Origin of the sequence: uncultured Psychroserpens sp., from assembly GCF_947500255.1 — a bacterium.
Classification (GTDB): Bacteria; Bacteroidota; Bacteroidia; order Flavobacteriales; family Flavobacteriaceae; genus Psychroserpens.
This window is the reverse complement of record NZ_CANMRL010000001.1, coordinates 978535-1003874: the sequence shown is the minus strand read 5'-3', so window position 1 is coordinate 1003874 and position 25340 is coordinate 978535. Positions and strand designations below refer to the sequence as shown.

Annotated in this window: 29 protein-coding genes; 26 read left to right on the top strand and 3 right to left on the bottom strand. The window is 33.6% G+C overall.

Translation table 11 applies throughout. The features are described from left to right. The first annotated feature begins 63 nt into the window (after positions 1–63). Positions 64–1335, top strand: coding sequence for a phosphoribosylamine--glycine ligase (gene purD / locus Q0783_RS04310; RefSeq protein WP_298893548.1), 1272 nt, complete (start codon positions 64–66; stop codon positions 1333–1335). A gap of 1 nt (position 1336) precedes the next feature. On the opposite strand, the gene Q0783_RS04305 is transcribed toward purD, so the two are convergent. Then, entirely contained in the window at positions 1337–1564 is a 228-nt protein-coding gene (locus Q0783_RS04305; protein ID WP_298755374.1) for a uracil phosphoribosyltransferase, read from the bottom strand. Positions 1565–1662: 98 nt separating this feature from the next. On the opposite strand from Q0783_RS04305, the gene Q0783_RS04300 reads away from it, so the two are divergent. Continuing rightward, a complete protein-coding gene (locus Q0783_RS04300; RefSeq protein WP_298893545.1) occupies positions 1663–2586 on the top strand; it encodes a DUF6427 family protein in 924 nt (307 codons plus the stop codon). On the opposite strand, the gene upp is transcribed toward Q0783_RS04300, so the two are convergent. Beyond that, positions 2575–3234 (bottom strand): uracil phosphoribosyltransferase, encoded by a 660-nt coding sequence (gene upp, locus Q0783_RS04295; protein WP_298893544.1) that lies wholly within the window; start codon positions 3232–3234, stop codon positions 2575–2577. The two genes, Q0783_RS04300 and upp, sit on opposite strands and share 12 nt — an antisense overlap. Before the next feature lie 71 nt (positions 3235–3305). Between upp and Q0783_RS04290 the strand changes: the two genes are divergently transcribed. Together Q0783_RS04290 and Q0783_RS04285 are read left to right on the top strand one after the other, a co-directional pair. Beyond that, on the top strand, positions 3306–3914 hold the full coding sequence (locus Q0783_RS04290; protein WP_298893542.1) for a DUF4254 domain-containing protein: 609 nt from the start codon (positions 3306–3308) through the stop codon (positions 3912–3914). 48 nt (positions 3915–3962) lie between these two features. Beyond that, a complete protein-coding gene (locus Q0783_RS04285) occupies positions 3963–4982 on the top strand; it encodes a glycosyltransferase family 9 protein (RefSeq protein WP_298893540.1) in 1020 nt (339 codons plus the stop codon). 189 nt (positions 4983–5171) lie between these two features. Here Q0783_RS04285 and Q0783_RS04280 read toward each other — a convergent pair whose 3' ends face one another. Next, positions 5172–6227: a ferredoxin--NADP reductase gene (locus tag Q0783_RS04280; RefSeq protein WP_298893538.1), complete on the bottom strand. Its 1056-nt coding sequence runs from the start codon at positions 6225–6227 to the stop codon at positions 5172–5174. A gap of 112 nt (positions 6228–6339) precedes the next feature. Between Q0783_RS04280 and Q0783_RS04275 the strand changes: the two genes are divergently transcribed. The 22 genes from Q0783_RS04275 to Q0783_RS04175 all read left to right on the top strand — a co-directional run bounded on the left by Q0783_RS04275 (position 6340) and on the right by Q0783_RS04175 (position 25335). Continuing rightward, positions 6340–6744, top strand: coding sequence for a DUF2059 domain-containing protein (locus Q0783_RS04275; RefSeq protein ID WP_298893536.1), 405 nt, complete (start codon positions 6340–6342; stop codon positions 6742–6744). A 27-nt stretch (positions 6745–6771) separates the two neighbouring features. Then, positions 6772–8253, top strand: a complete 1482-nt coding sequence (locus Q0783_RS04270; RefSeq protein ID WP_298893534.1) for a DUF5687 family protein — start codon at positions 6772–6774, stop codon at positions 8251–8253. Positions 8254–8269: 16 nt separating this feature from the next. Then, on the top strand, positions 8270–8977 hold the full coding sequence (locus Q0783_RS04265; RefSeq protein WP_230934557.1) for an ABC transporter ATP-binding protein: 708 nt from the start codon (positions 8270–8272) through the stop codon (positions 8975–8977). Positions 8978–9102: 125 nt separating this feature from the next. Further along, on the top strand, positions 9103–11661 hold the full coding sequence (locus Q0783_RS04260) for a tetratricopeptide repeat protein (protein WP_298893532.1): 2559 nt from the start codon (positions 9103–9105) through the stop codon (positions 11659–11661). A 10-nt stretch (positions 11662–11671) separates the two neighbouring features. Beyond that, complete coding sequence (locus Q0783_RS04255) at positions 11672–12133, top strand: polymer-forming cytoskeletal protein (RefSeq protein ID WP_298893531.1); 462 nt, start codon at positions 11672–11674, stop codon at positions 12131–12133. Next, positions 12048–12332, top strand: coding sequence for an AtpZ/AtpI family protein (locus Q0783_RS18365; protein ID WP_366915431.1), 285 nt, complete (start codon positions 12048–12050; stop codon positions 12330–12332). Before Q0783_RS04255 ends, Q0783_RS18365 begins: the two co-directional genes overlap by 86 nt. Next, entirely contained in the window at positions 12333–12731 is a 399-nt protein-coding gene (locus tag Q0783_RS04250; RefSeq protein WP_230934554.1) for a hypothetical protein, read from the top strand. 163 nt (positions 12732–12894) lie between these two features. After that, positions 12895–13944 (top strand): F0F1 ATP synthase subunit A, encoded by a 1050-nt coding sequence (gene atpB / locus Q0783_RS04245; protein WP_298893530.1) that lies wholly within the window; start codon positions 12895–12897, stop codon positions 13942–13944. Positions 13945–13963: 19 nt separating this feature from the next. Further along, positions 13964–14173 (top strand): ATP synthase F0 subunit C, encoded by a 210-nt coding sequence (gene atpE / locus Q0783_RS04240; RefSeq protein ID WP_230934552.1) that lies wholly within the window; start codon positions 13964–13966, stop codon positions 14171–14173. 77 nt (positions 14174–14250) lie between these two features. After that, a complete protein-coding gene (locus Q0783_RS04235) occupies positions 14251–14745 on the top strand; it encodes a F0F1 ATP synthase subunit B (protein WP_230934551.1) in 495 nt (164 codons plus the stop codon). A gap of 6 nt (positions 14746–14751) precedes the next feature. After that, on the top strand, positions 14752–15288 hold the full coding sequence (atpH, locus tag Q0783_RS04230; RefSeq protein ID WP_298893529.1) for an ATP synthase F1 subunit delta: 537 nt from the start codon (positions 14752–14754) through the stop codon (positions 15286–15288). A 39-nt stretch (positions 15289–15327) separates the two neighbouring features. After that, the gene (gene atpA, locus Q0783_RS04225) at positions 15328–16908 is read left to right on the top strand and encodes a F0F1 ATP synthase subunit alpha (RefSeq protein WP_298893528.1); all 1581 of its coding nucleotides are present in this window, start codon (positions 15328–15330) and stop codon (positions 16906–16908) included. Between the two features lie 51 nt (positions 16909–16959). Further along, on the top strand, positions 16960–17820 hold the full coding sequence (atpG, locus tag Q0783_RS04220; protein WP_230934548.1) for an ATP synthase F1 subunit gamma: 861 nt from the start codon (positions 16960–16962) through the stop codon (positions 17818–17820). 149 nt (positions 17821–17969) lie between these two features. Next, positions 17970–18815 carry an alpha/beta hydrolase gene (locus Q0783_RS04215; RefSeq protein WP_298893527.1) on the top strand — a complete coding sequence of 282 codons (846 nt, stop codon included), beginning with the start codon at positions 17970–17972 and terminating at the stop codon, positions 18813–18815. Then, the gene (locus tag Q0783_RS04210) at positions 18816–19304 is read left to right on the top strand and encodes an RNA polymerase sigma factor (RefSeq protein ID WP_298893526.1); all 489 of its coding nucleotides are present in this window, start codon (positions 18816–18818) and stop codon (positions 19302–19304) included. It abuts the gene before it with no gap. Then, on the top strand, positions 19301–19855 hold the full coding sequence (locus Q0783_RS04205) for a hypothetical protein (protein WP_298893524.1): 555 nt from the start codon (positions 19301–19303) through the stop codon (positions 19853–19855). The genes Q0783_RS04210 and Q0783_RS04205 overlap by 4 nt, the downstream gene beginning before the upstream one ends. Positions 19856–19998: 143 nt before the next feature. Then, positions 19999–20457, top strand: coding sequence for a hypothetical protein (locus tag Q0783_RS04200; protein ID WP_298893522.1), 459 nt, complete (start codon positions 19999–20001; stop codon positions 20455–20457). 27 nt (positions 20458–20484) lie between these two features. After that, positions 20485–20946: a hypothetical protein gene (locus Q0783_RS04195; RefSeq protein WP_298755338.1), complete on the top strand. Its 462-nt coding sequence runs from the start codon at positions 20485–20487 to the stop codon at positions 20944–20946. Between the two features lie 57 nt (positions 20947–21003). Next, positions 21004–22434, top strand: a complete 1431-nt coding sequence (locus Q0783_RS04190; protein WP_298893521.1) for an oligosaccharide flippase family protein — start codon at positions 21004–21006, stop codon at positions 22432–22434. A 26-nt stretch (positions 22435–22460) separates the two neighbouring features. Continuing rightward, the gene (gene dut / locus Q0783_RS04185; RefSeq protein WP_298893518.1) at positions 22461–22895 is read left to right on the top strand and encodes a dUTP diphosphatase; all 435 of its coding nucleotides are present in this window, start codon (positions 22461–22463) and stop codon (positions 22893–22895) included. Positions 22896–22914: 19 nt separating this feature from the next. After that, on the top strand, positions 22915–23934 hold the full coding sequence (locus Q0783_RS04180; RefSeq protein ID WP_298893516.1) for a sugar phosphate nucleotidyltransferase: 1020 nt from the start codon (positions 22915–22917) through the stop codon (positions 23932–23934). Between the two features lie 39 nt (positions 23935–23973). After that, positions 23974–25335 (top strand): tetratricopeptide repeat protein, encoded by a 1362-nt coding sequence (locus Q0783_RS04175; RefSeq protein WP_298893514.1) that lies wholly within the window; start codon positions 23974–23976, stop codon positions 25333–25335. Positions 25336–25340: the final 5 nt, after the last annotated feature.

The following is a 25340-nucleotide window of genomic DNA, read 5'->3' as shown; positions in this document are numbered from 1 at the left end:
TTTTCAAAACTAATTATTTTTTAAGCGTAAAAGCAATTATTTTTGCGCAAACAAATTGAAAACATGACGATTTTAATTCTTGGTTCTGGAGGAAGAGAACATACGTTTGCTTGGAAAATAGCTCAAAGCCCATTATGTGATGCCCTTTTTGTGGCGCCTGGAAATTCTGGAACGGCCCAAATAGCAACAAATATAAATATTGGTGTTACCGATTTTGAAGCGATAAAAAGTTTGGTTTTAGAACATCATATTGACATGGTTGTCGTTGGCCCAGAAGACCCTTTAGTTCAAGGAATACATGATTTCTTTTTAAATGATGACCAATTAAAACATGTTGCGGTTATTGGTCCGCAAAAGGCCGCAGCAGAATTAGAAGGAAGTAAAGAATTTGCTAAAGAATTTTTATTTAGACACAATATTCCTACGGCTGCTTATCAAAGTTTTAATGCTAACAATGTCGAAGAAGGTTATAAATTCCTTGAAACATTAAACCCTCCATATGTTTTAAAAGCCGATGGTTTAGCAGCAGGAAAAGGGGTTTTAATTCTTAATGATCTAAATGAAGCAAAGGCTGAACTTAAAAACATGCTTGTAGATGCTAAGTTTGGTGATGCGAGTTCGAAAGTTGTTATTGAAGAATTTTTAGACGGTATCGAATTAAGTTGTTTTGTGTTAACCGATGGTAAACATTACAAAATCTTACCTACTGCTAAAGATTATAAAAGGATTGGAGAAGGTGACACTGGACTAAATACGGGAGGAATGGGAGCAGTATCTCCAGTTCCTTTTGCTACAGATGAGTTTTTAAATACCATTGAAGAACAAATTGTTAAACCTACAATTTCAGGGCTTCAAAAAGACAATTTGCCTTACAAAGGATTTGTATTTATTGGTTTGATCAAGGTTGGGAATGATCCAAAAGTGATTGAGTATAATGTAAGAATGGGTGATCCAGAAACCGAAGTTGTTTTACCAAGGTTGAAAAATGATATCGTTGAAATATTTAAAGCAATATCTGAAAACCGTTTAAATGATATCGATATTGACATTGATGATAGAGCAGCGACAACTGTAATGCTAGTATCTGGAGGTTACCCTGAAGCGTATGACAAAGGGAAGGAGATAACAGGCTTAGAACAGATTGATGGTTCTATACCATTTCATGCTGGAGCAACTATTAAAGATAATAAGATCGTGACCTCTGGAGGACGTGTTATGGCTATAACTTCTTACGGAAACACCTACCAAGAGGCCATAAAAAAATCTTATCAAAATATAGATAAACTACATTTTGATAAGATGAATTATCGAAAAGATATAGGTTTCGATTTATAAACTATAAGTAAGAATGAGAAGTAATACTCTTATCTTCTTCATTATTAGCATTAAATTTTTTGAGTTGTAGCATCCAGTATACCATGGCAACAATGCCTATGATAATGAAAACCCAAGACAGCAAGTTAGCCGTCCACCAATTTTCTAATTCTAATGCTCTTAACGCATCAAATGGAGCAAACAATACGTTTACGAATAAATCTTCTATAGCGTAAAAAAAGTCTTTCATTAAATTATATTTTTTTAGAATCTCTTTGTGAGCTTCGTTGGTATAATCATATATTTACAGTGCAAAATTACATATTTTTTTCATTTTAAACCAGACCAATGATTTCAAATTTTTTTAGCAAATCAAAACCAATTCACTACATCGTAGTTAGCATTATGCTATTACTGGTTTTTGTGCTTTCAAAATTTAAAATCTTAGCTAACGATATCGATCTTATCATCTTTTTTAAACAAACAGCTATATTTCTAGTATGCTTAATGTCTGTCTTTGTTTTTGATTTTCTAGTAACGCGTAACAGTTTAGCTAAGAACAACAGCTACCATATTGTCTTGTATGTGTTGTTTTTTGCCATTCTACCACCAACGATTTTAAACTCTCAAATACTTATAGCAAACTTTTTTATATTGCTAGCATTACGGCGTTTAATAAGTTTAAGATCTCAAAAAGCAATTAAAAAGAAGGTGTTCGACGCTTCTTTTTGGATCGCAATAGCCACTTTATTCTATTTTTGGTCTTCAGTGTTTTTTATATTGATTTTTACAGCATTAATAGTATATGCGATTATAGATGTGAAAAACTACATTATCCCGTTCATAGGCATAGCTACTGTTATTGTAATTACAGCATCGTGTTTTATCATACTTGAAATTGATGTGTTTAACTTTGCTAGTAACTTATTTGGTTTTAGCTTAGACTTTAGTGCCTTAAATTCTAAACAAATTATCATAGGGTCAACAATATTACTATCCTTTGGGCTTTGGGCTTTATTCTATTATATCAAGAATATAAAGTCTCAAATGAAAAGTTATAGACCATCATTTAAACTCGTCATATTAATGGCCGTATTAGGAATAGTCATCATAGCCGTAGCACCATCAAAAAATGGGAGTGAGTTTATCTTTCTATTTGCACCATTATCAATTATCATGACCAATTACCTTGAAGTTATTTCAGAGAAATGGTTTAGGGAAACACTGTTATGGATAATAATAGTGACGCCAATAGCACTATTATTGTTGTAGTTTTTTTCCGAAGGCTAAATCACCGGCGTCACCTAACCCAGGAATAATATAACCTTTGTTACTTAATGTATCATCAATGGCAGCAATCCAGAGATGTGTGTCTTTTCCAAAGTGATCATTCACAAAATCAACACCATCTTGTGCTCCTATAACACTTACTAAATGAATGTTTTTTGGAGTTCCAAAAGGCTTCAAGGCTTCAAAAGTAGCAACCATAGATTGTCCTGTAGCCAACATTGGATCTGCTAAGATAAGTGTTTTCCCTTCTAAGCTAGGACAAGCCAAATACTCAACAATAATTTCAAAAGTTTCAGGGTTGGCTTTATGGTGCCTGTAAGCAGATATAAATGCATTTTCGGCATCATCAAAGTAATTAAGAAGTCCGCTATGTAATGGCACGCCAGCTCTTAAAATAGAACACAATACGATATCGTCATTGTAGAGTTGTGTGTGGCTTTCACCTAAAGGTGTAGTAATAGTTTCTGGTTTATAATCTAATGTTTTGCTCATTTCATAACATAAAACTTCACCAATACGTTCGATATTTCGTCTAAAGCGCATGCGATCAGTTTGAATATGAGCATCTCTTATTTCAGAAATAAAAGAATTTAAAATAGAATTGTCTTGTGATAGATTATGGATATGCATGTTTTGAAGTCTTTTTTAAGGGAGATAAAGTTAATAATAACTTCTATATTTGCACTTTAAATTAAGAGATTATGTTTTCAGAAGACGCAAATAAAATATTTCAAGAAGTTATTGAAAAATACCACGTTATTAACACGGTTGACCAACCATTTACAAACGTGTATGATAAAGACGCTAATTTATTAGAACATTTATTATACAGAAAATGTTGGATAGATACTGTTCAATGGCATTATGAAGATATTATTCGCGACCCACAAATAGATCCTGTTGCTGCTTTAAAATTGAAACGTCAAATTGATGCTTCAAACCAAGATAGAACAGATATGGTAGAGTATATTGACAGTTATTTTCTAGAAAAATATAAAGAGGTGTCACCTAAAGGAGATGCAACAATTAATACCGAAAGTCCTGCTTGGGGAGTAGATAGATTATCTATTCTAGCTCTTAAGATCTATCACATGAATGAAGAAGCTACTCGTGAAGATGCTTCAGATGCGCATAGAGAGGCTTGCCAAAAGAAGCTTAATATCTTATTAGAGCAACGCGTAGATCTATCTACTGCTATTGATACGCTTCTTGATGATATTAGCAAAGGTGATAAGTACATGAAGGTCTATAAGCAGATGAAAATGTACAATGATGATGAGCTTAATCCAGTATTACGCTCTCAGAAGTAAGTAACAATTATCCTCAATTTAATCTAGAGGTTTATTTAAATTGTTGAGATGCCAAAGCCAAAGCACATTCTCGTTATTCGTCTCTCAGCAATGGGTGATGTTGCTATGAGTGTACCTGTATTGAGAGCTTTTGTATCACAATATCCAGATGTAAAACTTACCGTTTTAACCAAACCTTTTTTTAAACCTTTTTTTCGAGGCATTCTTAATGTTAATTGCATTGCAGCTGAGATCAAAGAGAAGCATAAAGGGGTTTTCGGACTATGGAAACTGTCACGTGAGTTATTGCAATTAGATATTGATCTTGTGGCCGATTTACACAATGTTCTGCGAAGCAAGATTTTAAAATTCTTTTTCTTCGGAAAAAAAGTAGTTCAAATAGATAAAGGTCGTGAAGAAAAAAAGAGATTAACCTCTGGTCAATATTTTAAACAGCTTAAAACAACACATCAACGTTATGCAGATGTATTTGAAAAATTGGGATATCCATTAGATTTATCTCAACCTGTTTTTCCAGAAAAGGTACAATTGAGTTCAAAACACTTAGATGTTATTGGGAATAATGAAAAACAATGGGTTGGGATTGCTCCATTTGCTGCTTTTCAAGGAAAGATGTATCCCATCGATTTAATGACCGAAGTAGTTGACACACTTTCGAAGACATATCAGGTATTTCTTTTTGGAGCAGGGAATGATGAAGCCCGACAATTAAATGCTATAGCTAGTCAGTTTGAAAACGTTATCAATCTTGCTGGTCGTTTTACATTGGACGAAGAATTGGATATCATATCAAATTTAGATGTCATGCTTGCTATGGATTCAGGAAACGCTCATCTTGCGGCTATGTTAGGTGTAAACGTAATTACAGTTTGGGGAGTAACACATCCATATGCCGGTTTTTTACCATTTCATCAAACTATAGATTCTGCCATCTTAGCTAATAGAGAACGTTACCCTAAAATCCCAACATCTGTATATGGAAATAAACTCCCAGAAGGATATGAGCAGGTGATGAGATTTATTGCTCCAGAGACCATTATTTCTAAAATCCATAACGCTCTAAAATAAAAAAGCCCCACTCCAAAAGAGTGAGGCAAGATTTAGAATTTTTAGATAATCCCTATGATTAAATTCTAATCGAGGACTAAGTTATTTTGATTAAAATTAGCCGTCAAGAATTTGTAAGAATATCTTAGGTTTTTTCGATAAAAGGCTGATTATTACGACTAAAGACAGTTTTAATAGGTGATGTGCATCTTAAACATCGTCATAATCTACAAAAAGTGTTGGTGTTGTGGGGTGTGCTTGACAAGTTAAAATGAGCCCATCTGCCAATTCCCCATCGGTTAAAATATTATTTTGTCGCATTGTTGCTTTACCTTCTGTAATTCTTGCAATACAACTACTACAAATACCACCTTGACAAGAGTATGGTGCATCAATATCTTCATCTAAAGCAGCTTCCAATACAGATTGCTTTTGAGACATTTCATAGGTTAGGGTTTCATCATCCAACAAAATGGTAACTTTCGTTCTACCATCTGGCACAGACGAATCATCTATGTCGACAGGTTTCGCCGCTTTAAACAACTCAAAATGCACACGGTTCTCATCGATGTTATGTTCGATTAGAACATCTTTCACAGTGTTTATCATGCCACCTGGACCACATAAATAATAGGCGTCAACTTTTACATCTTTGTACTTGTTTTTCATTACATAATTGACGGTACTTTTTTCAATACGACCAAAAATCGCATTCTCTTCTTCGGCTTGACTAAACACAAACTGTATTGAAAAACGTGAACTGTATTGATGCTGTAACTCTAATAGCTCATTTAAGAACATGGTGTCTCTTGTCGATCTATTTCCATACACCAGTATGACTTTACTTAATACTTCTTCTTCTAATGCACATTTAAGAATGCTTAAAATGGGAGTGATCCCACTTCCTGCAGCAAAAAGCGCAATGTTTTTTGTTTTAGAATCGTTAGGTTCAAATATAAACCGCCCTTTAGGTGGCGCAACATCTAGAGTGTCACCAACGTTAAGTTGATTGTTGGCATAGGCCGAAAAAGTACCATCCTGAACTTCTTTCACCGCAACCTTAAGTTCGTCGCTTTTAGGTGATGTACATAACGAATAATCACGTCTTACCTCATTACCATTAATCGTAGTTTTTAGAGTGATATACTGCCCTGCTTTAAAGCCAAAATCATCTTTTAGATGTTGAGGCACATCAAAACTAATGGTGACTGCTTTTTCGGTTTCTTTAGTGATTTCTTTTATAGTGAGTTTATGAAACTGTGACATAAATATTTTTTTTGTAAAAATAACAAATCGAACTAGGAATTGTATTTTAGTTGTAACAAAATCCAGTTTAGTAATACTAACATTTCTAAATAATCAAACATAAACACAAGCCATGAAAAAATTAATCTATGTTATTGCATTTCTATATGCCTTTACTATCCAAGCACAGGATAATACAGAATTTAAAACCCAAACTATAGAATTCATTAAACTCACAGGAACGGCAGATGCTTTTAACAATGCGATTTCTCAAATTGGAGCTATGGTTCCTGAAGATAAGAAGGAAGCCTACACCAAAGAAGCCAATGGCACCTTAGAGGACTTGTATAGTCAGTTGGCAGATGTTTACATGAAAGAATTTACAAAAGAAGACATTGCACAATTAGTCGTATTTTATAAGTCAGACCTAGGAAAAAAATTAGCATCAAAACAAACAGACCTGGCTCAAGCAGGTATGTCTATTGGTCAATCCTGGGGAATGGAATTATCTCAGATTGCTCAAAAATACTCTAACTAATTTAGAGACTAACTAACCAAGTTAAATATGAAACTCAAACATTTTTTAAACTTAGAATGGAAACAGTTTTTCCGTTCGGCAAGTTTCGGTAAGAGTATTGCTATCAATATTTTAATGGCTTTTTTGGCGCTTTATTTTATTGGGATATTTTTATTTATAGGTATCTTTTTATATAAAATATTAGGGAAGGTTAATCCAGATCAAGATGCATTAACTACGTTAAACAGCTTTTTGTTTTTTTATATATTATTTGACGTTGCGATTCGATTCTTTTTTCAAAAGCTACCAGTAATGTCTGTAAAACCTTTATTGCCTTTACCAGTAAAACGCAGTAAAGTGGTTAATTATGTCTTGAGAAAATCGGCATTTTCATTTTTTAATATTTTACCGTTATTCGCTTTTATTCCTTTTAGTATTACCCTAATCGTAAATGATTATCCAGTAATCTCGGTACTAGCGTGGTTGTTAGCTGCAATAGTAGTTGTACAGATCATTAACTTCTTAAACTTTATTTTAGAGAGTTTTTCTTCGGAAAGAGAATTGTCCTTTCTACCAGTAATTGTCCTTGTTGGAAGTTTGTTTGCATTAAATTACTTTAATGTTATTTCATTTTCAGATTTAATCGCACAAGGATTCACAGCTATCTACGACAATCCAATTTTTGTATTGATACCAATTGCTGTCTTGGTTGGATTATACGTGGTAAACTTCAAACAGTTAAAGTCTAAACTGTATCTCGATAGCTCTTTAAAAACAAAAGTTGCTGTAGTCAATGCCTCTAATATGGAATGGACCAAGCGTTTTGGAGATATTGCGCCTTTTATGCAATTGGATTTAAAATTGATATGGAGAAATAAGCGTACGAAGTCTATGACTATGCTTTTAGCAATTGGGTTGTTATATGGCTTATTCTTCTACCCACAGCCTTTATACAGAGATATGGAATTTATGTTCGCATTCATTGGAGTATTCTCTACTGGATTTTTTCTCATCAATTTTGGTCAATTTATTCCAGCATGGGATAGTGGATATTACAAAATGCTCATGAGTCAAAACATTAAATATGAACAGTACCTAAGATCCAAATTTGTACTCATGATCATGAGTGTTGTTATTCTATTTGTATTAGGAATACCATATGTGTATTTCGGTTGGAAAATTTTAATAGCGCATTTCGCAACAGCGATATACAACATAGGTGTTAATTCGCATGTGATTCTTTATGGAGGATCGTTTAATAGGAAAAAAATAGATCTAGATAAAAAAGCTGCATTTAATTATCAAGGAACTGGAGCTGTACAATGGATAATTGGAATTCCTTTAATGATATTGCCAATGGCGTTATTTGGCCTTACCAACTGGCTTGTTGGTTTTGAAGCTGCTGTAGGATTGTTAATTGCACTTGGTGTTTTAGGCATCGTACTTCATAAAAAATTAATGACGCTAATCACTCAGAAATACCTCGATTCAAAATATAAAATGATTGACGCTTTTAGTCAAGATAGTTAATACGATATAAAATATTATGATACATACAAAAGACCTTTCAAAAGCATATAGTGGAAAACGTGTTTTAAAAATTGATGAACTAGGCATTCCGAAAGGACAAAGTTTCGGGCTAGTTGGAAATAATGGAGCAGGTAAAACCACTTACTTTAGTTTATTATTAGACCTCATAAAACCAACTACTGGAAACATCACTAATAATAGTGTTGTTGTAGACCAAAGTGAAGATTGGAAACCATTTACATCAGCTTTTATTGATGAGAGTTTCCTAATTGGATATTTAACTCCTGAAGAATACTTTTACTTTATTGGTGAGCTTCGTGGGGAAAACAAAGCCGATGTAGATAGCTTAGTTGCTCAGTTTGAAGATTTTTTTCATGGTGAAATATTAGGTCAAAAAAAATACCTTAGAGATCTTAGTAAAGGAAATCAGAAAAAAGCTGGAATTGTTGCTGCACTAATTGGTAGTCCCGATGTGATTATTTTAGACGAGCCATTTGCAAATCTTGACCCAACGACACAAATACGACTCAAAGGGATTATTAAAGATTTAGCAGAAAAGCAAGGGGTTACCGTTCTTGTCTCTAGTCATGACTTAATGCATGTTACTGATGTTTGTGAACGTATTGTAGTACTTGAAAAAGGAGAAGTCGTTAAAGATCTTGAAACCAATGAGGCAACCCTCAAAGAATTGGAAGCACATTTTTCAGGATCTGAGCAGGTTTAAGACCTTACTGTACGTCTAAAAACCGACCATTTTTCGGTGATAATTCAAAAAGATGCTTATTTTTACAGCATTGCATAATATATGCAAGCGATTTTAGTTATAGTATTTACAAAAAACTAAACCACTTGAATACATCTTTTAAAGTTATTATATCACTGTTTTGCGTGACACTTTTTATCACAAGTTGTTCGCGTAAAAAAGACACGTTTATTAACCGAAATTTTCATGCTCTAGGAACAAAGTATAATATTCTTTACAACGGAAATATTGCATTAGAGAAAGGAAGAGAAACAGTTGATAATGCAGCAACAGACAACTACTGGGAATTATTACCAGTAGAACGCATGCAACTTTCAGAAGAGATTATCTTGCCGGGTCAATCTAAAAACCAAGATTTTGAACGTGCTGAGGAAAAAGCCATTAAAGCGGTTCAAAAACACGGTATGAACATCAAAGGGAAAGAATATAACCCTCAAATTGATGAAGCCTACCTTTTATTAGGTCAAGCCCGTTATTTCGATCAACGTTTTGTGCCTTCACTTGAGGCTTTTAATTACATTCTGTATAAATATCCGGCTAGTGATAAAATCAACACAGCTAAAGTTTGGAGAGAAAAGGCCAATATTAGAATGGAGAATAATGAACTGGCTATAAAAAATTTAAAACGCCTTTTAGAGCAAGAACAATTAGAAGATCAGGACTTAGCAGATGCAACATCAATGCTCGCTCAAGCTTATATCAATGTAAAATCTAAAGATAGTGCTCTGGTTGAATTAGGAATAGCGGTCGAATTCACTAAGAAGAATAAAGAAAAAGCACGTTTTAATTATATCATTGGGCAGCTCTACAATGAATTTGGCAAGAAAGACAGTGCCAATATTGCTTTTGATAAAGTGATTGATATGCACCGTAAAATACCAAGACCATACTATATTAATGCGCATTTAGCAAAATCCTATAATTTTGATATGGATGGTGGTAATAAGATCGAGTTTCTTGAGTATTTAACGACACTAGAAGAAGATAGGGAAAATCGCCCATTCTTAGATAAGATTTACTATCGAATTGCCGAATTCCATAGAGCAAACCAAAGTGATTCTTTAGCTGTTGCTTACTATAATAAGTCATTGCGCACAAACCTTGGAGATAAAGAACTTATGTCTAGAGATTATGCGACACTTGGAGACATGAGTTTTGATGACGCCCAATACAAAATGGCAGGTGCTTATTACGATAGTACTATGACCAACATGAAACTTAACTCAAAGCCTTATCGTGTAATTAAACGTAAACGTGAAAATTTAGAAGATGTTATTTACTACGAGGATATTGCTCAAGCCCATGACAGTATCTTAAAACTAGTTAATATGTCTGATGATGACCGATTGGCATATTTCACAACATATACGCAAGAACAGAAAGCAATAGCCGATGCCGAAAAAGAAAAGGCAGAGGCCGAAGAACGTCGTAAATCTGTCAATTCTGGTTCAGTAACAACTAACACTAAATCTGGAAAGTCACAAAGAGCAGATCCAACAGCAAACAATGCACAAAAGCAAGAATTCTATTTTTACAACTCAACAGCCGTTGCTTTTGGTAAAAATGAATTTGTTAAAGTTTGGGGAGATAGAGAATTAAAAGATAACTGGAGACTCTCCGATTCTAAATCTAGACCAGGAGCTACAACAGACGCTAATGACCTTGCTACAAATGCTTCAGAAGATGAACGATTTGATCCAGAATTTTACATTTCAAAAATTCCTACAGATCAAAAAGTTATTGATAGCTTAGCAAAAGATCGCAATTATGCCTACTACCAATTAGGTGTGATTTATAAGGAAAAATTTAAAGAATATGAATTAGCAATGGGTAAATTAGAAACCCTATTGCAAAACAATCCAGAAGAGCGTCTCATATTACCGTCTAAATATAATTTACAAAAGATTTATACCGAATTAGGATTAAGTGATAAAGCTAATGCGATGAAAACAGATATTGTTAGTAATTATCCTGATTCTCGATATGCAAAAATATTATTGAATCCACGTTCAGAATTTGCTAAAGACGAAAATAGTCCAGAGAGTCTCTATGAAGGCTTATTTGGTAAATTTGGTAATCAAGAATATACTGAAGTTATTTCAAAAGCAGATCAATATATCACAGAGTTTGAAGGAGATCCAATGGTGCCTAAATTTGAAATTTTAAAAGCTTCGGCCAATGGTCGATTAAATGGATTCGAAGCTTATAAGAAAGGGGTTAATTTTATTGCCCTTACTTATCCAAATTCAGAAGAAGGAAAACAGGCGCAAGAGATTATGAAGACAGTGATTCCTATTCTAGCAAAAAAAGAATTTGTGAGTAATGATACTGCGAAACACTTTAATGTACTATACCCTTTCAATATTAATGAGAAAGATCAAATAGAAGACTTTGTAAAAGAGCTTAACGAAGCTATTTCTAAAATCAACTATTTTGATTTATCGACCTCTATTGATGTCTATGACACTAATACACTTTTTGTAGTAGTTCATGGATTAACTAGCGCTCAAGGAGCTTCAGGTTTTGCTGAAATCCTAGAAGAGAGTAAACATAAAATTGACCGAAATTTCCATTCAATTTCTTCGCCAAACTACGAAATTGTACAGCGACACAAAAACTTAAACGAATACCTAGAATCTCAATAAACTTAGACCTATGTTTTCAGACAAAAAAACAGGACGTATGGCTTCAGAAACAATTTCACAACAGAACACGATTGCTAAAGGAACTGTCATTACAGGTGACATTATTAGCGAAGGCGATTTCAGAATTGAAGGCTCAATTCAAGGAAATATCAAAACACCTGGGAAGGTGGTTATTGGTAAAACAGGAATCATTAATGGAACTCTTAAAAGTGCCAATGCCGATATTGAAGGAAAATTCAAAGGCAAATTAATGCTTTCAGATACCTTGTCTTTAAAATCTTCTGCACATGTTGAAGGTGAAGTTATTGTTGGTAAACTGGCCGTTGAGCCTGGAGCTAATTTTAACGCAACATGTTCTATGAAAGGCAGCCTAAAAGAATCAAGTAATGCAGGAGCAGGACAACAAACAACAATCAAACCAACACCACCAACACCACCAACAAGACCACCAGAAAAAGGTCAAACCGCTTAACACCTATGCGCGGTTTTCGGGAATAGCAATTCAAATGTTTGCTATCATTGCAGTTGGGACATTCATTGGCTACAAGCTTGATGAACACTATCCTAATACTCATAATTTATATACACTTGCGGGCTCATTGTTGTCTGTAATACTATCTATTGTTTACATAATAAGACGTATTATTGCAATTTCAAAAGAAGATAAATAAATGAACGACGTTTTTAAAAAGAGAGAAACTAACTTTCTTATTCAACTCATTGCCCTAAGCGGTTTACTATTTGCTGTTCACAGTTATTTAAATTATCATTTTGCTGGAGAGGTTATCTTATTTTTTCCGCTCTGGCATATTTATTTATTTCATGTTGTTACAGTTATTATAATTTATACATTAATTAATTATCGTGAATCTGTAGGTAAGACCGAAGTATTCAACACTTTCATTTTTGGAATGCTTGTAAAGATGATACTTACTATGGTATTTTTATTGCCTTGGATATTATCTAAACCAGAACAAAAAGGTTATGATCTCGCTAATTTTTTCATTCCTTATTTTATTTTTCTTGCTTTTGAAGTCTATTCAGTTGTGAAAATTCTTCAGAAAAAGTAAGGAATACAAAGACTTGAACCTCTTTAAAATAAGTCATTAAATAATCATTGAATTATTGTTTGACAATTAATATAATGTGCGTACATTTGCACCGAATTTAAAGCAGCGTATTTTTAAGCAATACAGGATGATATTAAACACTTTTAAAAACGTATTATTTTCGATGTTATTTTTAGCAATTTCGTTTGCTGGATATGCATCAGAAGATAGTGATCCGAATAAGGATGAAGAGTTCAATGCAAAAGAGATGATTTTGCATCACGTCAAAGATGCTCATGAGTTTCACTTGTGGGATTGGAAAGGGAAGCCAGTTTCATTATCATTACCTATTATATTATGGACTGATAATGGATTAACTACATTTTCTTCAAGTAAGTTCCATCATGATGATCAAGGTAAAGAAATAGTAGAGGCCAATGGCGGAAAGTTCGTTAAGCTTCATGAAAAAATCTATCAACTTGATGCTAATGCAACCTCTGTTGCCTTTGATGAAGAGCACCACCCAACTAATGCGCACAGACCTTTAAATTTTTCAATCACTAGAAATGTGTTTATGATGTGGGTTTCTGTAGCTGTATTATTACTCATATTTATTACTGCTGCCAGAAGTTATAAAAAATCGAAAGATGGTGTTCCTACAGGAATAGCAGGGTTTATAGAGCCTCTTGTTGTATTTGTTAGAGATGAAATTGGAAAGCCAATGATTGGTGAGCACAAATACAAAAGATACATGCCATATCTTTTAACGATCTTTTTCTTTATATGGATCAATAACATATTTGGATTAATTCCAATTTTGAATGGAGCTAATCTTAGTGGAAATATTGCTTTTACTTGTACACTAGCAGTATTTACATTTATTATCACAACATTAAGTGGAAACTCTAATTACTGGAAGCATATTTTCTGGATGCCTGGAGTTCCTGTACCTATGAAAATATTTTTAATGCCAATTGAAATTATCGGAATGTTTGTAAAACCAATTTCGTTAATGATACGTTTGTTTGCTAACATTACAGCAGGACACGTTATTATTTTAGCATTAATGTCATTAATATTTGTATTCAAGTCTGTGGCAATAGCGCCTGTGTCTGTAGCATTCTCATTGTTTATTACAGTTATAGAAATTATTGTAACAGCAATACAAGCATATATATTTACAATATTGTCGGCCCTTTATTTTGGGATGGCAACTGAAGAAGCACATCATTAATTAATTTAAATTTTATATTATGACTATTACTGGAATTGCAGCTATTGGAGCTGGTTTAGCAGCTATTGGAGCTGGTGTTGGTATTGGTAAAATTGGTGGATCAGCTATGGATGCCATGGCACGTCAACCTGAAATGCACGGAAAGATTCAATCTTCTGCATTAATTTTAGCAGCCTTCGTAGAAGCGGTAGCACTATTTGGTGTTGTTGTTGCTTTCTTACAAGGGTAAAACAATCAAAGCACAGAAGTAACGGTTGGTTACTTCTGTGTCTTTAAAATTTAAGTTATTTAAAAAACAACAAAGAAATGGATTTAATTACACCAGAATTTGGTCTTGTATTTTGGACAGCAATAACATTTTTGTTTTTGCTTTTAATCTTAAGAAAATTTGCTTGGAAACCAATTCTTGGAGCGGTAAGCGACAGAGAAGAAGGTATTAAAAATGCGTTGGCTTCTGCTGAAAATGCTCGTAAAGAGATGGAAAATTTAACAGCAGATAATGAGCGTATCTTAAAAGAAGCAAGACTTGAAAGAGAAGCATTGCTAAAAGAAGCACGTGAGATCAAAGAACAAATGATCGCTAATGCCGAGACAGAAGCTCAAGAGAAAGCAAATAAAATCATTGAGAAAGCTCAAGCAGCTATCGAAAGTGAAAAGAAATCTGCAATGGCTGAATTAAAAAATCACGTCGCTGGATTATCTGTAGAAATTGCAGAAAAAGTAGTGCGTCAAGAATTATCAAACAAAGACAAGCAATTAGAATTAGTTGAGTCTATGTTAGGTGAAGCAACATTAAACTAAGAAAAAATGGCAGGAGCAAGAGCAGCACTACGTTACGCAAAGGCGGTTTTAAGATTAGCATCAGATCAAAATACAGCTGAAGTTGTTAATAATGATATGAAATTAATCGCAACTACTATTGCAGAAAGTAAAGACTTAAGCGATATGCTTCAAAGTCCTGTAGTTAGATCATCAGATAAAAAAGCAGTACTGTTAGAGGTTTTTAAAGGATCTGATAGTATGACAACAAATTTAATTGACACCTTAATTTCAAACAAAAGGTTAGCACTTTTAAATGATGTAGCAGCAAGCTATAACCAATTGTTTGATGAGTTAAAAGGAACACAAGTAGCAAAAGTAACTACTGCTGTGCCTTTAACTGACGACTTGAGAGTTAAAGTTTTAGCTAAGGTTAAAGAACTTACAGGCAAAGATGTTGAAGTTGAAAACATCATTGATGAAACTATTTTAGGAGGATTCATTTTGCGTGTTGGAGATATTCAATATAATGCTAGCGTAGCAAATAAATTAGATACATTAAAAAGAGAATTTACATTAAATTAAACTTGCCCTAAGTAAAACGAAGGGTCAAAATAGAATAAGATGGCAGAAGTAAAACCAGCTGAAATATCAGCAATCTTAAAACAACAACTTTCAGGTTTTGAAGCAAGTGCTTCATTAGACGAAGTTGGAACAGTATTAACTGTAGGTGACGGTATTGTGCGCGCTTACGGATTATCTAACGCTCAATACGGAGAATTAGTAGAATTCGATGGTGGATTAGAAGGTATCGTTCTTAACCTTGAAGAAGATAACGTAGGTATTGTATTATTAGGTGCTTCAGTAGGAGTAAGAGAAGGATCTACAGTAAAACGTACTGAACGTATCGCCTCTGTAAACGTAGGTGAAGGTATTGTTGGTCGTGTTGTAGACACTTTAGGTAACCCTATTGATGGTAAAGGGCCAATTGCTGGTGAAACTTACCAAATGCCTTTGGAGCGTAAAGCACCAGGTGTTATTTACAGAGAACCAGTAACAGAGCCGTTACAAACAGGAATTAAAGCGATTGATGCTATGATTCCAGTGGGTAGAGGTCAACGTGAGTTGGTAATTGGTGACCGTCAAACAGGTAAAACTACTGTTTGTATCGATGCGATCTTAAATCAAAAAGAATTTTATGATGCAGGTAATCCTGTATATTGTATATATGTTGCTGTTGGGCAAAAAGCCTCTACAGTAGCAAACATTGCTAAGACTTTAGAAGAAAAAGGAGCTTTAGCATATACGACAATAGTAGCTGCAAATGCATCAGATCCTGCTGCAATGCAAGTGTATGCACCAATGACTGGAGCATCTATTGGAGAGTATTTTAGAGATACTGGTAGACCTGCTTTAATTGTTTTTGATGATTTATCAAAGCAAGCCGTTGCATATCGTGAGATATCTTTATTATTACGTCGCCCTCCAGGACGTGAGGCGTATCCTGGTGATGTTTTCTACCTTCACTCAAGATTATTAGAGCGTTCTGCAAAAATCATCAATGACGATGCGATTGCAAAAGAAATGAATGATCTTCCTGAGGCATTAAAACCAATCGTAAAAGGTGGTGGTTCTTTAACAGCTTTACCAATCATTGAAACGCAAGCGGGTGACGTTTCTGCATATATCCCAACTAACGTAATTTCTATTACAGATGGGCAAATCTTCTTGGATGGAGATTTATTTAACTCTGGTGTTCGTCCAGCAATTAATGTAGGTATTTCTGTATCTCGTGTTGGTGGTAACGCTCAGATCAAATCGATGAAAAAAGTATCAGGTACATTAAAACTTGATCAAGCTCAGTTCCGTGAATTAGAAGCGTTTGCTAAGTTTGGATCAGATTTAGATGCTGTGACATTGAATGTAATTGAAAAAGGTAAGCGTAATGTTGAGATCTTAAAACAAGCACAAAACGATCCGTTTACTGTTGAAGATCAAGTAGCAATCATTTATGCTGGATCTAAAAACTTATTAAAAGACGTTCCTGTAAATAAGGTAAAAGAATTTGAAAGAGATTTCATTGAATTCTTAAGAGCTAAGCATGCAGATGTATTAAGCACTTTGAAAGCAGGAAAATTAACTGATGAGGTTACAGATACATTAACAACTGTAGCTAGTGACTTATCGGCTAAATATAGAGCATAATTAATAGTCCTACGTTCAATTTGAGCGTAGGATATTTTCATATTTTAAAATATGGCGAATCTAAAAGAAATACGTAATAGAATATCCTCAGTATCTTCAACGATGCAGATTACAAGTGCTATGAAAATGGTATCTGCTGCAAAATTGAAGAAAGCTCAAGATGCTATTACAGCAATGCGTCCTTATTCAGATAAATTGACAGAGCTTTTACAAAGCTTAAGTGCTACTTTAGATGGAGACTCAGGAAGTAAATTTGCATCACAACGTGAAGTTAAAAAAGTATTAATTGTAGCGGTGACATCTAATAGAGGTCTAGCTGGTGCTTTTAACTCTAACATTATTAAGGAAGTTACAAACCTTACTAATGATACTTATGCAAATCAAGAGGTGTCTTATTTAGCTATAGGTAAAAAGGCTAATGATGCATTTAAAAAAACGAACAATGTTATTGCTAATAAAAGTGAAGTCTATGATGATTTAACTTTTGATAATATTGCAGAAATTGCTCAGATGTTAATGGACAAGTTTGTTGCAGGTGATTTTGATAAAATTGAAATCGTTTACAATAAATTTAAAAATGCTGCTACACAAATTGTAATGACAGAGCAGTTTTTACCAATTGTGCCAATAGAAGGTGAAGCAAATACCAACGTTGACTATATTTTTGAACCGTCAAAAGTGGAAATCGTTGAACAACTTATACCTAAATCATTAAAAACACAATTGTATAAGTCTGTTAGAGACAGTTTTGCCTCAGAGCATGGTGCACGTATGACTGCAATGCACAAAGCAACTGATAACGCAACTGAATTAAGAGATCAGTTAAAATTAACGTATAACAAAGCACGTCAAGCTGCAATTACTAACGAAATCTTAGAAATTGTTGGTGGTGCAGAAGCACTAAATAATTAATAATTTTTTGTCATGCTGAACTTGTTTCAGCATCTCACATAAATCATAAACCCAACTCGTACGAGTTGGGTTTTTTTTATTTTCACATATAGCTTGTAACATTTTCATGGTTTTGTATCTAAAGGGAAAATCAATTAAAAAGATACAACATGAAAACATTTAAAATCATTGTACTATTAACTATTTCAATATTTAGTATAACCTTAGAAGCACAAAACAAGTCCTTCGATGTTAAGGTTGAAGGCAAAGGAGAACCAATATTATTATTCCCTGGATTTACATGCACAGGAGATGTTTGGAAAGACACTGTGAAAGAACTATCGAAAACAAATGAATGCCATGTGTTTACCTTTGCTGGGTTTGGTGATGTTCCCGCAATAGAGAAGCCTTGGCTCACCAAAATTAAAGAAGGAGTTAATAACTATATTGCTAAAAACAAATTACAAAAAGCAACTATAGTAGGACATAGCATGGGCGGAACTCTAGGCTTGTGGTTAGCAACAGACCAAAGTTCTAAATTCAAAAAGATTATTGTTGTAGATGCTTTGCCATCAGCAGGTGCTTTGATGATTCCAAATTTTAATAGTGAAACCATTTCGTATGATAACCCATACAACCAAAGGGTATTAGATATGGATGCTAATAGCTTTGAAGTTATGGCATCGCAAATGGCAGGAGGAATGTCTTTAAACAAGGAAAAGCATGCTTTAATTAAAGAGTGGATTATAAAAGCAGACCGAAAAACATATGTCTACGGTTATACAGATTTGCTTAAATTAGATCTAAGGACATCCATAGCTAAAATATCAATACCAGTAGTTGTACTTGCCGCAACTCAACCTTATGGAGAAAATGTTGTTAAGAAGACGTATGAAGAACAGTATAAAAACTTAAAAGGATATTCAATTAAATATGCTAAAGAATCTGCTCATTTTATAATGTTTGATCAGCCAAAATGGTTATTAAAAGCTATACATGAAGAGTTACAAGAGTAAATGAAATCATTAGATAAACAATTTAAAGAGGTCTATGAGGCTAATTACACTAAAGTAAATCGTCTATGCTTAGGTTATACTAATGGAGATGCAATGCTTTCAAAAGATTTAACTCAAGATGTTTTTATCAAAGTATGGCAGCATTTAGATTCATTTAGAAATGAGTCTAATATTACCACCTGGATTTATAGGATTGCTGTTAATACTTGCCTTTTGGAGCTAAGAAAGAAAAAACCTGTTAGGCTATCTAATCATCTTAATCATATAGAAGCATCTACGGAAAACCAAAACAACGATAAAGAGCTTGAAATCAATAAATTATATCATTGTATAGGACGCTTAAAACCTGAAAACAAAAGTATAATACTTCTAGAGTTGGAAGGTGTACCTCAAAAAGAAATAGCCGAAATTACTGGATTGTCTCATGAGACAATTAGAGTAAGGATATATAGAATTAAAAAAGAATTAACTAAATGCGTTAGAAAATGACAACATTTGAAGATCTAAAATCCCAATGGAAAAATCAACCACAACAAGATATACCTAGTGATGGTTCAGAATCAATACTAAAGAAGTTAAGCGGTATTAAAAGAAAACAAATAATAACTAATGTTATTTTGGGAGCTACTGTGCTTATTTTAATAGTCTTTTTTACATATATAGAAGCTTATAACAGCGGACTGATATCTTTTGCACTATCTCTAATGATTGGTTCTTTATTGGTTAGAATTGGTATAGAGTATTTTAGTATAAAAAAACTAAAAGCTATAGACATTACCTTAAGCGCCTCTGTTTTTAGTAAAAACATGGTTTCATATTATAAGAAGAGAATAAGAATACATTATATAGCTACGCCAATTATTATTTTGGCGTATTGTATAGGTTTTGTATTAATGCTTCCTTCTTTTGAGAAACACCTTTCGAGTGGGTTTTATACTTATATTGTGTTTTCATCGATAATTATCTTAGTTGTAATGGTGTTTTTTATTGGAAAACAAATCAAAAAAGAACTTTCTATATTAAAAGAAATAAGTAATTAAAATTGTAAGTTATTGTTAGATAGCATTCTACTTAATTTGCTTCTTTTTATGGCATTAATTTTGAAATTGTATATTTATAGCATGGAATAAATAAAATGAATGCCCTAAAACACATATCTACCTTACTACTAATGCTCGTCCTTATGGCTAGTTTCTCACAATGTTCAAGTGCACAAAAACTTCAAAAAGAAGCACCTGTACCCTTTGGTGAAGTGTATTGTCAAAACTGGAATGCTGGTGTTCAAGGTGGCGGATCTGGGTTGAATATATATATTCCTATTGGAGACCATACAATTGCGCTAGATAGTGTTTATTTTAGAGGCAGAGTCTCTAAGTTAGAAATAAAACAGAATTCACAATTGTTAGTTGGATCTTTTAGGACAGACAATAATTCGCCAAAAGATATAGTTATGAGTAGTGATTCAAAAGAAGAGTATGCTAATCAAATGCCAGGTGAAATGACACCAATTCCTTTTGAATTGAAAGACGACGAATGCGTTGTGAGTTACAAACAAAACAATAAAACATTATATTATAAAATTTTAAATGTGAAACAAAAGGAGCCACTAAATTATCCAAGTGCTCCACCAAATAAAAACTAGTTTAACCAAATCTAAAACTTAACCAAGATGAAAACTTCAAAATTTGCCCAGTTTTGTTGCCTCTTAATCGTTTTTTCCATGCTAGGATGCTCAAGTGCCTACAAGCTAGAAAAAACTGCACCAATCCAATATAGTCGTGCATATTATCAACATTGGACAGCTCCAATAAAAGTAGGGAGTTCAGGAATTAATTTTCATATTGCCAATCTTACACCTGCTAATAATGTAGTAATTGATAGTGTGTTTTTCAGAAACCTGAAAGGAAAGTTAGTTCCGAGTAGAGGAAAATATGTATCGCAATTAATAAAACGCAAGCCTATTTCCGAAGGACATGAGCTCAATACAATGAAAGAGTTTCCGTTTGAAATAACAAATAGAGAATGTGTAGTGAGTTATCGTGAAAATGGTGAGACCAAATATTTTAAAATAAGTAATCTTATTGAAAACGAAGGTATTTACTACAAGGATGGACCAATTGTAATGCAATAACTTATCTTTGGTTGGCGTTTGCTAAAAACGTAATTTTAGCAGAACAAAATAGAACTCTTGAGCGTACTAAAATCCTTTTTTAAAGATACTGTTATATATGGTTTGGCAATTGTTTTGCCGCGACTTATTAACTTTCTTTTGGTGCGACTGCATACCGATGTGCTTCCAAACGAAGGATATTCGGAAAATACTGAGTTTTACGTAGTTGCCGCTTTTTTTAATGTCATTTTAACCTATGGCATGGAAACCTCGTTTTTTAGGTTTTTTAGTAAAAACAAAGACAAAAACAAAGTATTGTCTACTGCAATGATAACCATTGTATTGAGTACTTTTATTTTTGGAGCATTACTACTTTTGTTTAGGATCCCTATTTCTGAAACACTAAGAATCAATACTGATTTCTATACATTACTTGTTGGAATTACGCTTATTGACACATTGATAGTCATTCCTTTTGCCTATTTAAGAGTAACAGGTAAACCAATTAAATTTGCTTTAATTAAGCTGTTAAATGTACTTGTTATTGTCGCATTAAATGTGCTTTTACTTTCTAAAGCCTACGGCTCAGAGCGTTTAAGGCAACTATTTAATGTTGATAATAATGTGGAGTATATTTTTATTGCAAACCTTATTGCAAGTGCTGTAGTGCTAGTATTAGTTTTACCTTATTTTTTTAAGGCCAAACTTCAATTTGATACTCATATTTTAAAACAATTATTAAACTATGGTTGGCCTATAATGGTTGCTGGCTTAGCATTTGTAATTAATGAGAATTTAGATAAATGGCTCTTACCGGAAATGGAAGGTGAATTTGTAAATGGAGCTTACAGCGCATGTTACAAGTTAGCTGTATTTATGACGCTCTTTATCCAAGCATTTAGAATGGGAGCAGAACCATTTTTCTTTAATCATTCAGATAAAGAAAATGCGACACAAACCTATGCAACTATATTAAAATACTTTACAATCGTTGGCGCTTTAGGGTTAATGATAGTAGTGATATATATTGATGTATTACGACCTGTTTTTATAAAGAAAGAAAGCTACTTATTAGCCTTGGATATAGTACCAATTGTATTATTGGCAAATTTATGCCTAGGTATTTACCATAACCTATCTATTTGGTATAAGTTAACAGATAGAACACGTTTTGGTATGTATATTTCTATTGTTGGTGCAGCAATAACCATTGCATTTAACCTCATTTTCATTCATAAAATAGGCTTTATGGCTTGTGCTTATGCAACACTAATAGCTTACGGTTTAATGATGCTTATATCATATGCCTTAGGTCAAAAATACTATCCTGTACCTTATGACATTAATCGAATTGGAATATACTTGTTATTGAGTGCTGGATTAAGTTTTATAACTTATTACTATTTTGATAGAGATATTTTAATAGGAACTGTATTTTTGTTATTCTACATAGCGTTAATCGCTTTTTTAGAAAAAAAAGAGTTACAATTATTACTTAAAAGAAGCTAGATTTTATAGCAGAAATAAATAAAAGCATGCAAATAAAGATTATTAATACATCTAATCACGATTTACCACACTACGAAACTATTGCGTCTGCTGGTATGGATTTACGAGCCAACTTATCTGAGTCTAGAACCCTTAAACCTCTTGAACGAAGTATTGTGGGTACAGGGTTATTTATAGAACTTCCTATTGGCTACGAAGCCCAGGTTAGACCTAGAAGTGGCTTAGCTGCCAAAAAAGGGATTACTGTACTCAATGCTCCAGGAACTGTAGATGCCGATTATAGAGGAGAAATAGGCGTGATTTTAGTCAACTTGTCTAGTGAAGATTTTACTATAAATAATGGTGAACGTATTGCACAATTAGTGATTGCTAAACATGAAAGAGCAGATTGGATTGAGGTTAGTGAACTTTCAGAAACATCACGAGGCGAAGGCGGATTTGGAAGTACAGGAGTAAAATAAAAATGAATCAACTTATAGAATGAAAATAATAGTACCCATGGCTGGTCGAGGTTCTCGATTAAGACCACATAGTTTAACAGTACCAAAACCATTAATACCAGTTGCAGGTCAGCCTATTGTTCATCGTTTAGTAAAAGATATTGCTAAGGTGTTGAAGCAACCCATTGATGAGATTGCATTTGTTTTGGGTGATCCAGCATGGTTTGGAGACGATGTTGTTGATAGTTTAAAAAGCTTAGCAACAAGCTTAGGTGCTAAACCTTCTATTTACCGTCAAGACCAACCATTAGGTACGGGTCATGCCATTATGTGTGCAAAGCCATCCTTATCTGGACCGGCTGTAGTTGCTTATGCCGATACACTTATTCGTGCAGAATTTGACTTAGATCCTAATGCAGATAGTGTGATATGGACAAAAAAAGTAGCAAACCCTGAAGCATATGGTGTTGTAAAACTTAATGATAATCAAGAGATTGTAGAACTTGTTGAAAAACCAGAGACCTTTGTAAGCGATCAAGCCGTTATAGGTATTTATTATTTTAAAGATGTAGCCGTTTTAAAGGATAAGTTACAAGAAGTTCTTGATCAAAACGTTATGAATGGAGGTGAATACCAGATTAATGATGGTATCAAACGTATGATGGCCGATGGAAAGGTCTTTAAAACAGGTACGGTAGATGAGTGGATGGATTGCGGAAACAAGAATGTTACACTAGAGACCAATACTAAAATGTTAGGGTTTTTAAAGGCTGATGGCGAAGAGCAAATGATTGCAAATTCTATCAAAAATAATGGTTCAACTATTATTGAGCCCTGTTACATTGGTGAACATGTAGAGTTACATAATGCAACCATTGGTCCAAATGTCTCTATAGGAAACAATTGTGTTATCCAGAATTCAAGCGTTAAAAATAGCTTAATTCAAAACCATACTAACATTAAAAACGCTAATTTAGACCATGCTATGATTGGTAATCATGTAAAGTACAATGGTGGTTTTAAAGCCATTAGTATTGGCGATTACTCTGTTTTGGAATAATTCTTGAATTATCTTTCAAAGCATACGAAGAATTTTATAATGAAAACTAAACTATACACCCTGCTTCTTGTCTTCGGAATACTTATGTTTCCGCAGAATAGTGTTGCGCAAGTTGATTTCAATAAGCGTCCAGATGATGATTTGGGAAATGTAGAAGATAAATTTCAAGAGTATTTCTTTGAAGCTCTTAAACAAAAAGGCATTGAAAACTATCAAAAATCTGCTGATGCGCTTCTCAAATGTATCGAACTAAAAGATAATGACCCTGTTTTATATTTTGAACTAGGAAAAAATTACAAAGCACTTAAGAATTATGGAGCAGCAGAAGATGCTTTAAAAAAAGCGGTTTCAAAATCACCTGAAAACGAGTGGTTTTTAGACGAGTTGTATGATGTGTATATCTTACAAAATGATATGGATAGAGCGCTTAAAACAGTTAAGCAACTGGTTAAGTTTCATCCAGATTATAAACAAGATTTAGCATCTCTTTACATTAGAGTAAAAAAGTATAAAGATGCTTTGAAGTTACTTGACGAAATGGATGAACAGCTTGGCTATAGTGAAGATAGAGATTACTTACGAAACCAAGTATATAATATAACAGGGAATGATGAAGATCGTATAGAAAACCTTGAGGAGCGCGTAAAAAGCAATCCTGAAGACGAATCAAATTACCTACGCCTTATTTTTAGATATAGTGAAACAGGTGAGACTAAAAAAGCATTTGATGCAGCAAAACGTCTGTTAAAATTAAATCCAGAATCACAATTAGTGCATTTGGCTTTATATAAATTTTATTTAGATGAAGGTAATGCTACGAGCGCTATAGCATCTATGAAAGTGGTTTTGACAAGCCCAATAATTAAGCCCGAAGCCAAGGCTAAAGTGCTTAATGATTTTGTGAAATTTGTAGGAGAAAACCCAGAATACGAAACAGATTTGATTGAAGTCACATCATTAGTAAGCGAAGATAAAAGTGTCAAAACTTTGTTAGAGCTCGGCGATTATTACTTAAAATCTAACGATAAAGAAAAAGCCTTAGGATATTATCAAGACGCTTTAAAACAAGAGCCAAATGAATTCAAAATTATTAGAGATGTACTTCTACTTCAGATAGATTTGAATAAGGATAAAGAAGCCGCTCAAAAAAGTATGGAAGCCCTTGACATCTTTCCAGCCCAACCTATTCTATACTTAATTAATGGTGTCGCTAATAATAAAATCAAACAGCCTGAAAAGGCCATTGAAAGTTTGGAAATGGGTGTTGATTATGTGGTTGAAAACCCTAAAATGGAAGCCGATTTCTACAAGCAATTAAGTGAAGCATATAAACAGATTAATAATATAACACAATCTGAGACGTTTGCTAAAAAGGCAGCAGCCTTATTGAAAGATCAATAATATAT

Excerpts from the sequence above, each read along its gene's own strand:
- Q0783_RS04255 (WP_298893531.1), top strand. The coding sequence starts at position 11,672 with ATGTTTTCAGACAAAAAAACAGGACGTATGGCTTCAGAAACAATTTCA.
- Q0783_RS04180 (WP_298893516.1), top strand. The coding sequence starts at position 22,915 with ATGAAAATAATAGTACCCATGGCTGGTCGAGGTTCTCGATTAAGACCA.
- Q0783_RS04200 (WP_298893522.1), top strand. The coding sequence starts at position 19,999 with ATGGCTAGTTTCTCACAATGTTCAAGTGCACAAAAACTTCAAAAAGAA.
- atpE (WP_230934552.1), top strand. The coding sequence starts at position 13,964 with ATGACTATTACTGGAATTGCAGCTATTGGAGCTGGTTTAGCAGCTATT.
- atpH (WP_298893529.1), top strand. The coding sequence starts at position 14,752 with ATGGCAGGAGCAAGAGCAGCACTACGTTACGCAAAGGCGGTTTTAAGA.
- atpG (WP_230934548.1), top strand. The coding sequence starts at position 16,960 with ATGGCGAATCTAAAAGAAATACGTAATAGAATATCCTCAGTATCTTCA.
- Q0783_RS04210 (WP_298893526.1), top strand. The coding sequence starts at position 18,816 with ATGAAATCATTAGATAAACAATTTAAAGAGGTCTATGAGGCTAATTAC.
- Q0783_RS04280 (WP_298893538.1), bottom strand. The coding sequence starts at position 6,227 with ATGTCACAGTTTCATAAACTCACTATAAAAGAAATCACTAAAGAAACC.
- Q0783_RS04250 (WP_230934554.1), top strand. The coding sequence starts at position 12,333 with ATGAACGACGTTTTTAAAAAGAGAGAAACTAACTTTCTTATTCAACTC.
- Q0783_RS04235 (WP_230934551.1), top strand. The coding sequence starts at position 14,251 with ATGGATTTAATTACACCAGAATTTGGTCTTGTATTTTGGACAGCAATA.
- atpA (WP_298893528.1), top strand. The coding sequence starts at position 15,328 with ATGGCAGAAGTAAAACCAGCTGAAATATCAGCAATCTTAAAACAACAA.
- atpB (WP_298893530.1), top strand. The coding sequence starts at position 12,895 with ATGTTATTTTTAGCAATTTCGTTTGCTGGATATGCATCAGAAGATAGT.
- upp (WP_298893544.1), bottom strand. The coding sequence starts at position 3,234 with ATGCATATCCATAATCTATCACAAGACAATTCTATTTTAAATTCTTTT.
- purD (WP_298893548.1), top strand. The coding sequence starts at position 64 with ATGACGATTTTAATTCTTGGTTCTGGAGGAAGAGAACATACGTTTGCT.
- Q0783_RS04290 (WP_298893542.1), top strand. The coding sequence starts at position 3,306 with ATGTTTTCAGAAGACGCAAATAAAATATTTCAAGAAGTTATTGAAAAA.
- Q0783_RS04305 (WP_298755374.1), bottom strand. The coding sequence starts at position 1,564 with ATGAAAGACTTTTTTTACGCTATAGAAGATTTATTCGTAAACGTATTG.
- dut (WP_298893518.1), top strand. The coding sequence starts at position 22,461 with ATGCAAATAAAGATTATTAATACATCTAATCACGATTTACCACACTAC.
- Q0783_RS04300 (WP_298893545.1), top strand. The coding sequence starts at position 1,663 with ATGATTTCAAATTTTTTTAGCAAATCAAAACCAATTCACTACATCGTA.
- Q0783_RS04270 (WP_298893534.1), top strand. The coding sequence starts at position 6,772 with ATGAAACTCAAACATTTTTTAAACTTAGAATGGAAACAGTTTTTCCGT.
- Q0783_RS18365 (WP_366915431.1), top strand. The coding sequence starts at position 12,048 with ATGCAGGAGCAGGACAACAAACAACAATCAAACCAACACCACCAACAC.
- Q0783_RS04285 (WP_298893540.1), top strand. The coding sequence starts at position 3,963 with ATGCCAAAGCCAAAGCACATTCTCGTTATTCGTCTCTCAGCAATGGGT.
- Q0783_RS04195 (WP_298755338.1), top strand. The coding sequence starts at position 20,485 with ATGAAAACTTCAAAATTTGCCCAGTTTTGTTGCCTCTTAATCGTTTTT.
- Q0783_RS04275 (WP_298893536.1), top strand. The coding sequence starts at position 6,340 with ATGAAAAAATTAATCTATGTTATTGCATTTCTATATGCCTTTACTATC.
- Q0783_RS04265 (WP_230934557.1), top strand. The coding sequence starts at position 8,270 with ATGATACATACAAAAGACCTTTCAAAAGCATATAGTGGAAAACGTGTT.
- Q0783_RS04175 (WP_298893514.1), top strand. The coding sequence starts at position 23,974 with ATGAAAACTAAACTATACACCCTGCTTCTTGTCTTCGGAATACTTATG.
- Q0783_RS04205 (WP_298893524.1), top strand. The coding sequence starts at position 19,301 with ATGACAACATTTGAAGATCTAAAATCCCAATGGAAAAATCAACCACAA.
- Q0783_RS04215 (WP_298893527.1), top strand. The coding sequence starts at position 17,970 with ATGAAAACATTTAAAATCATTGTACTATTAACTATTTCAATATTTAGT.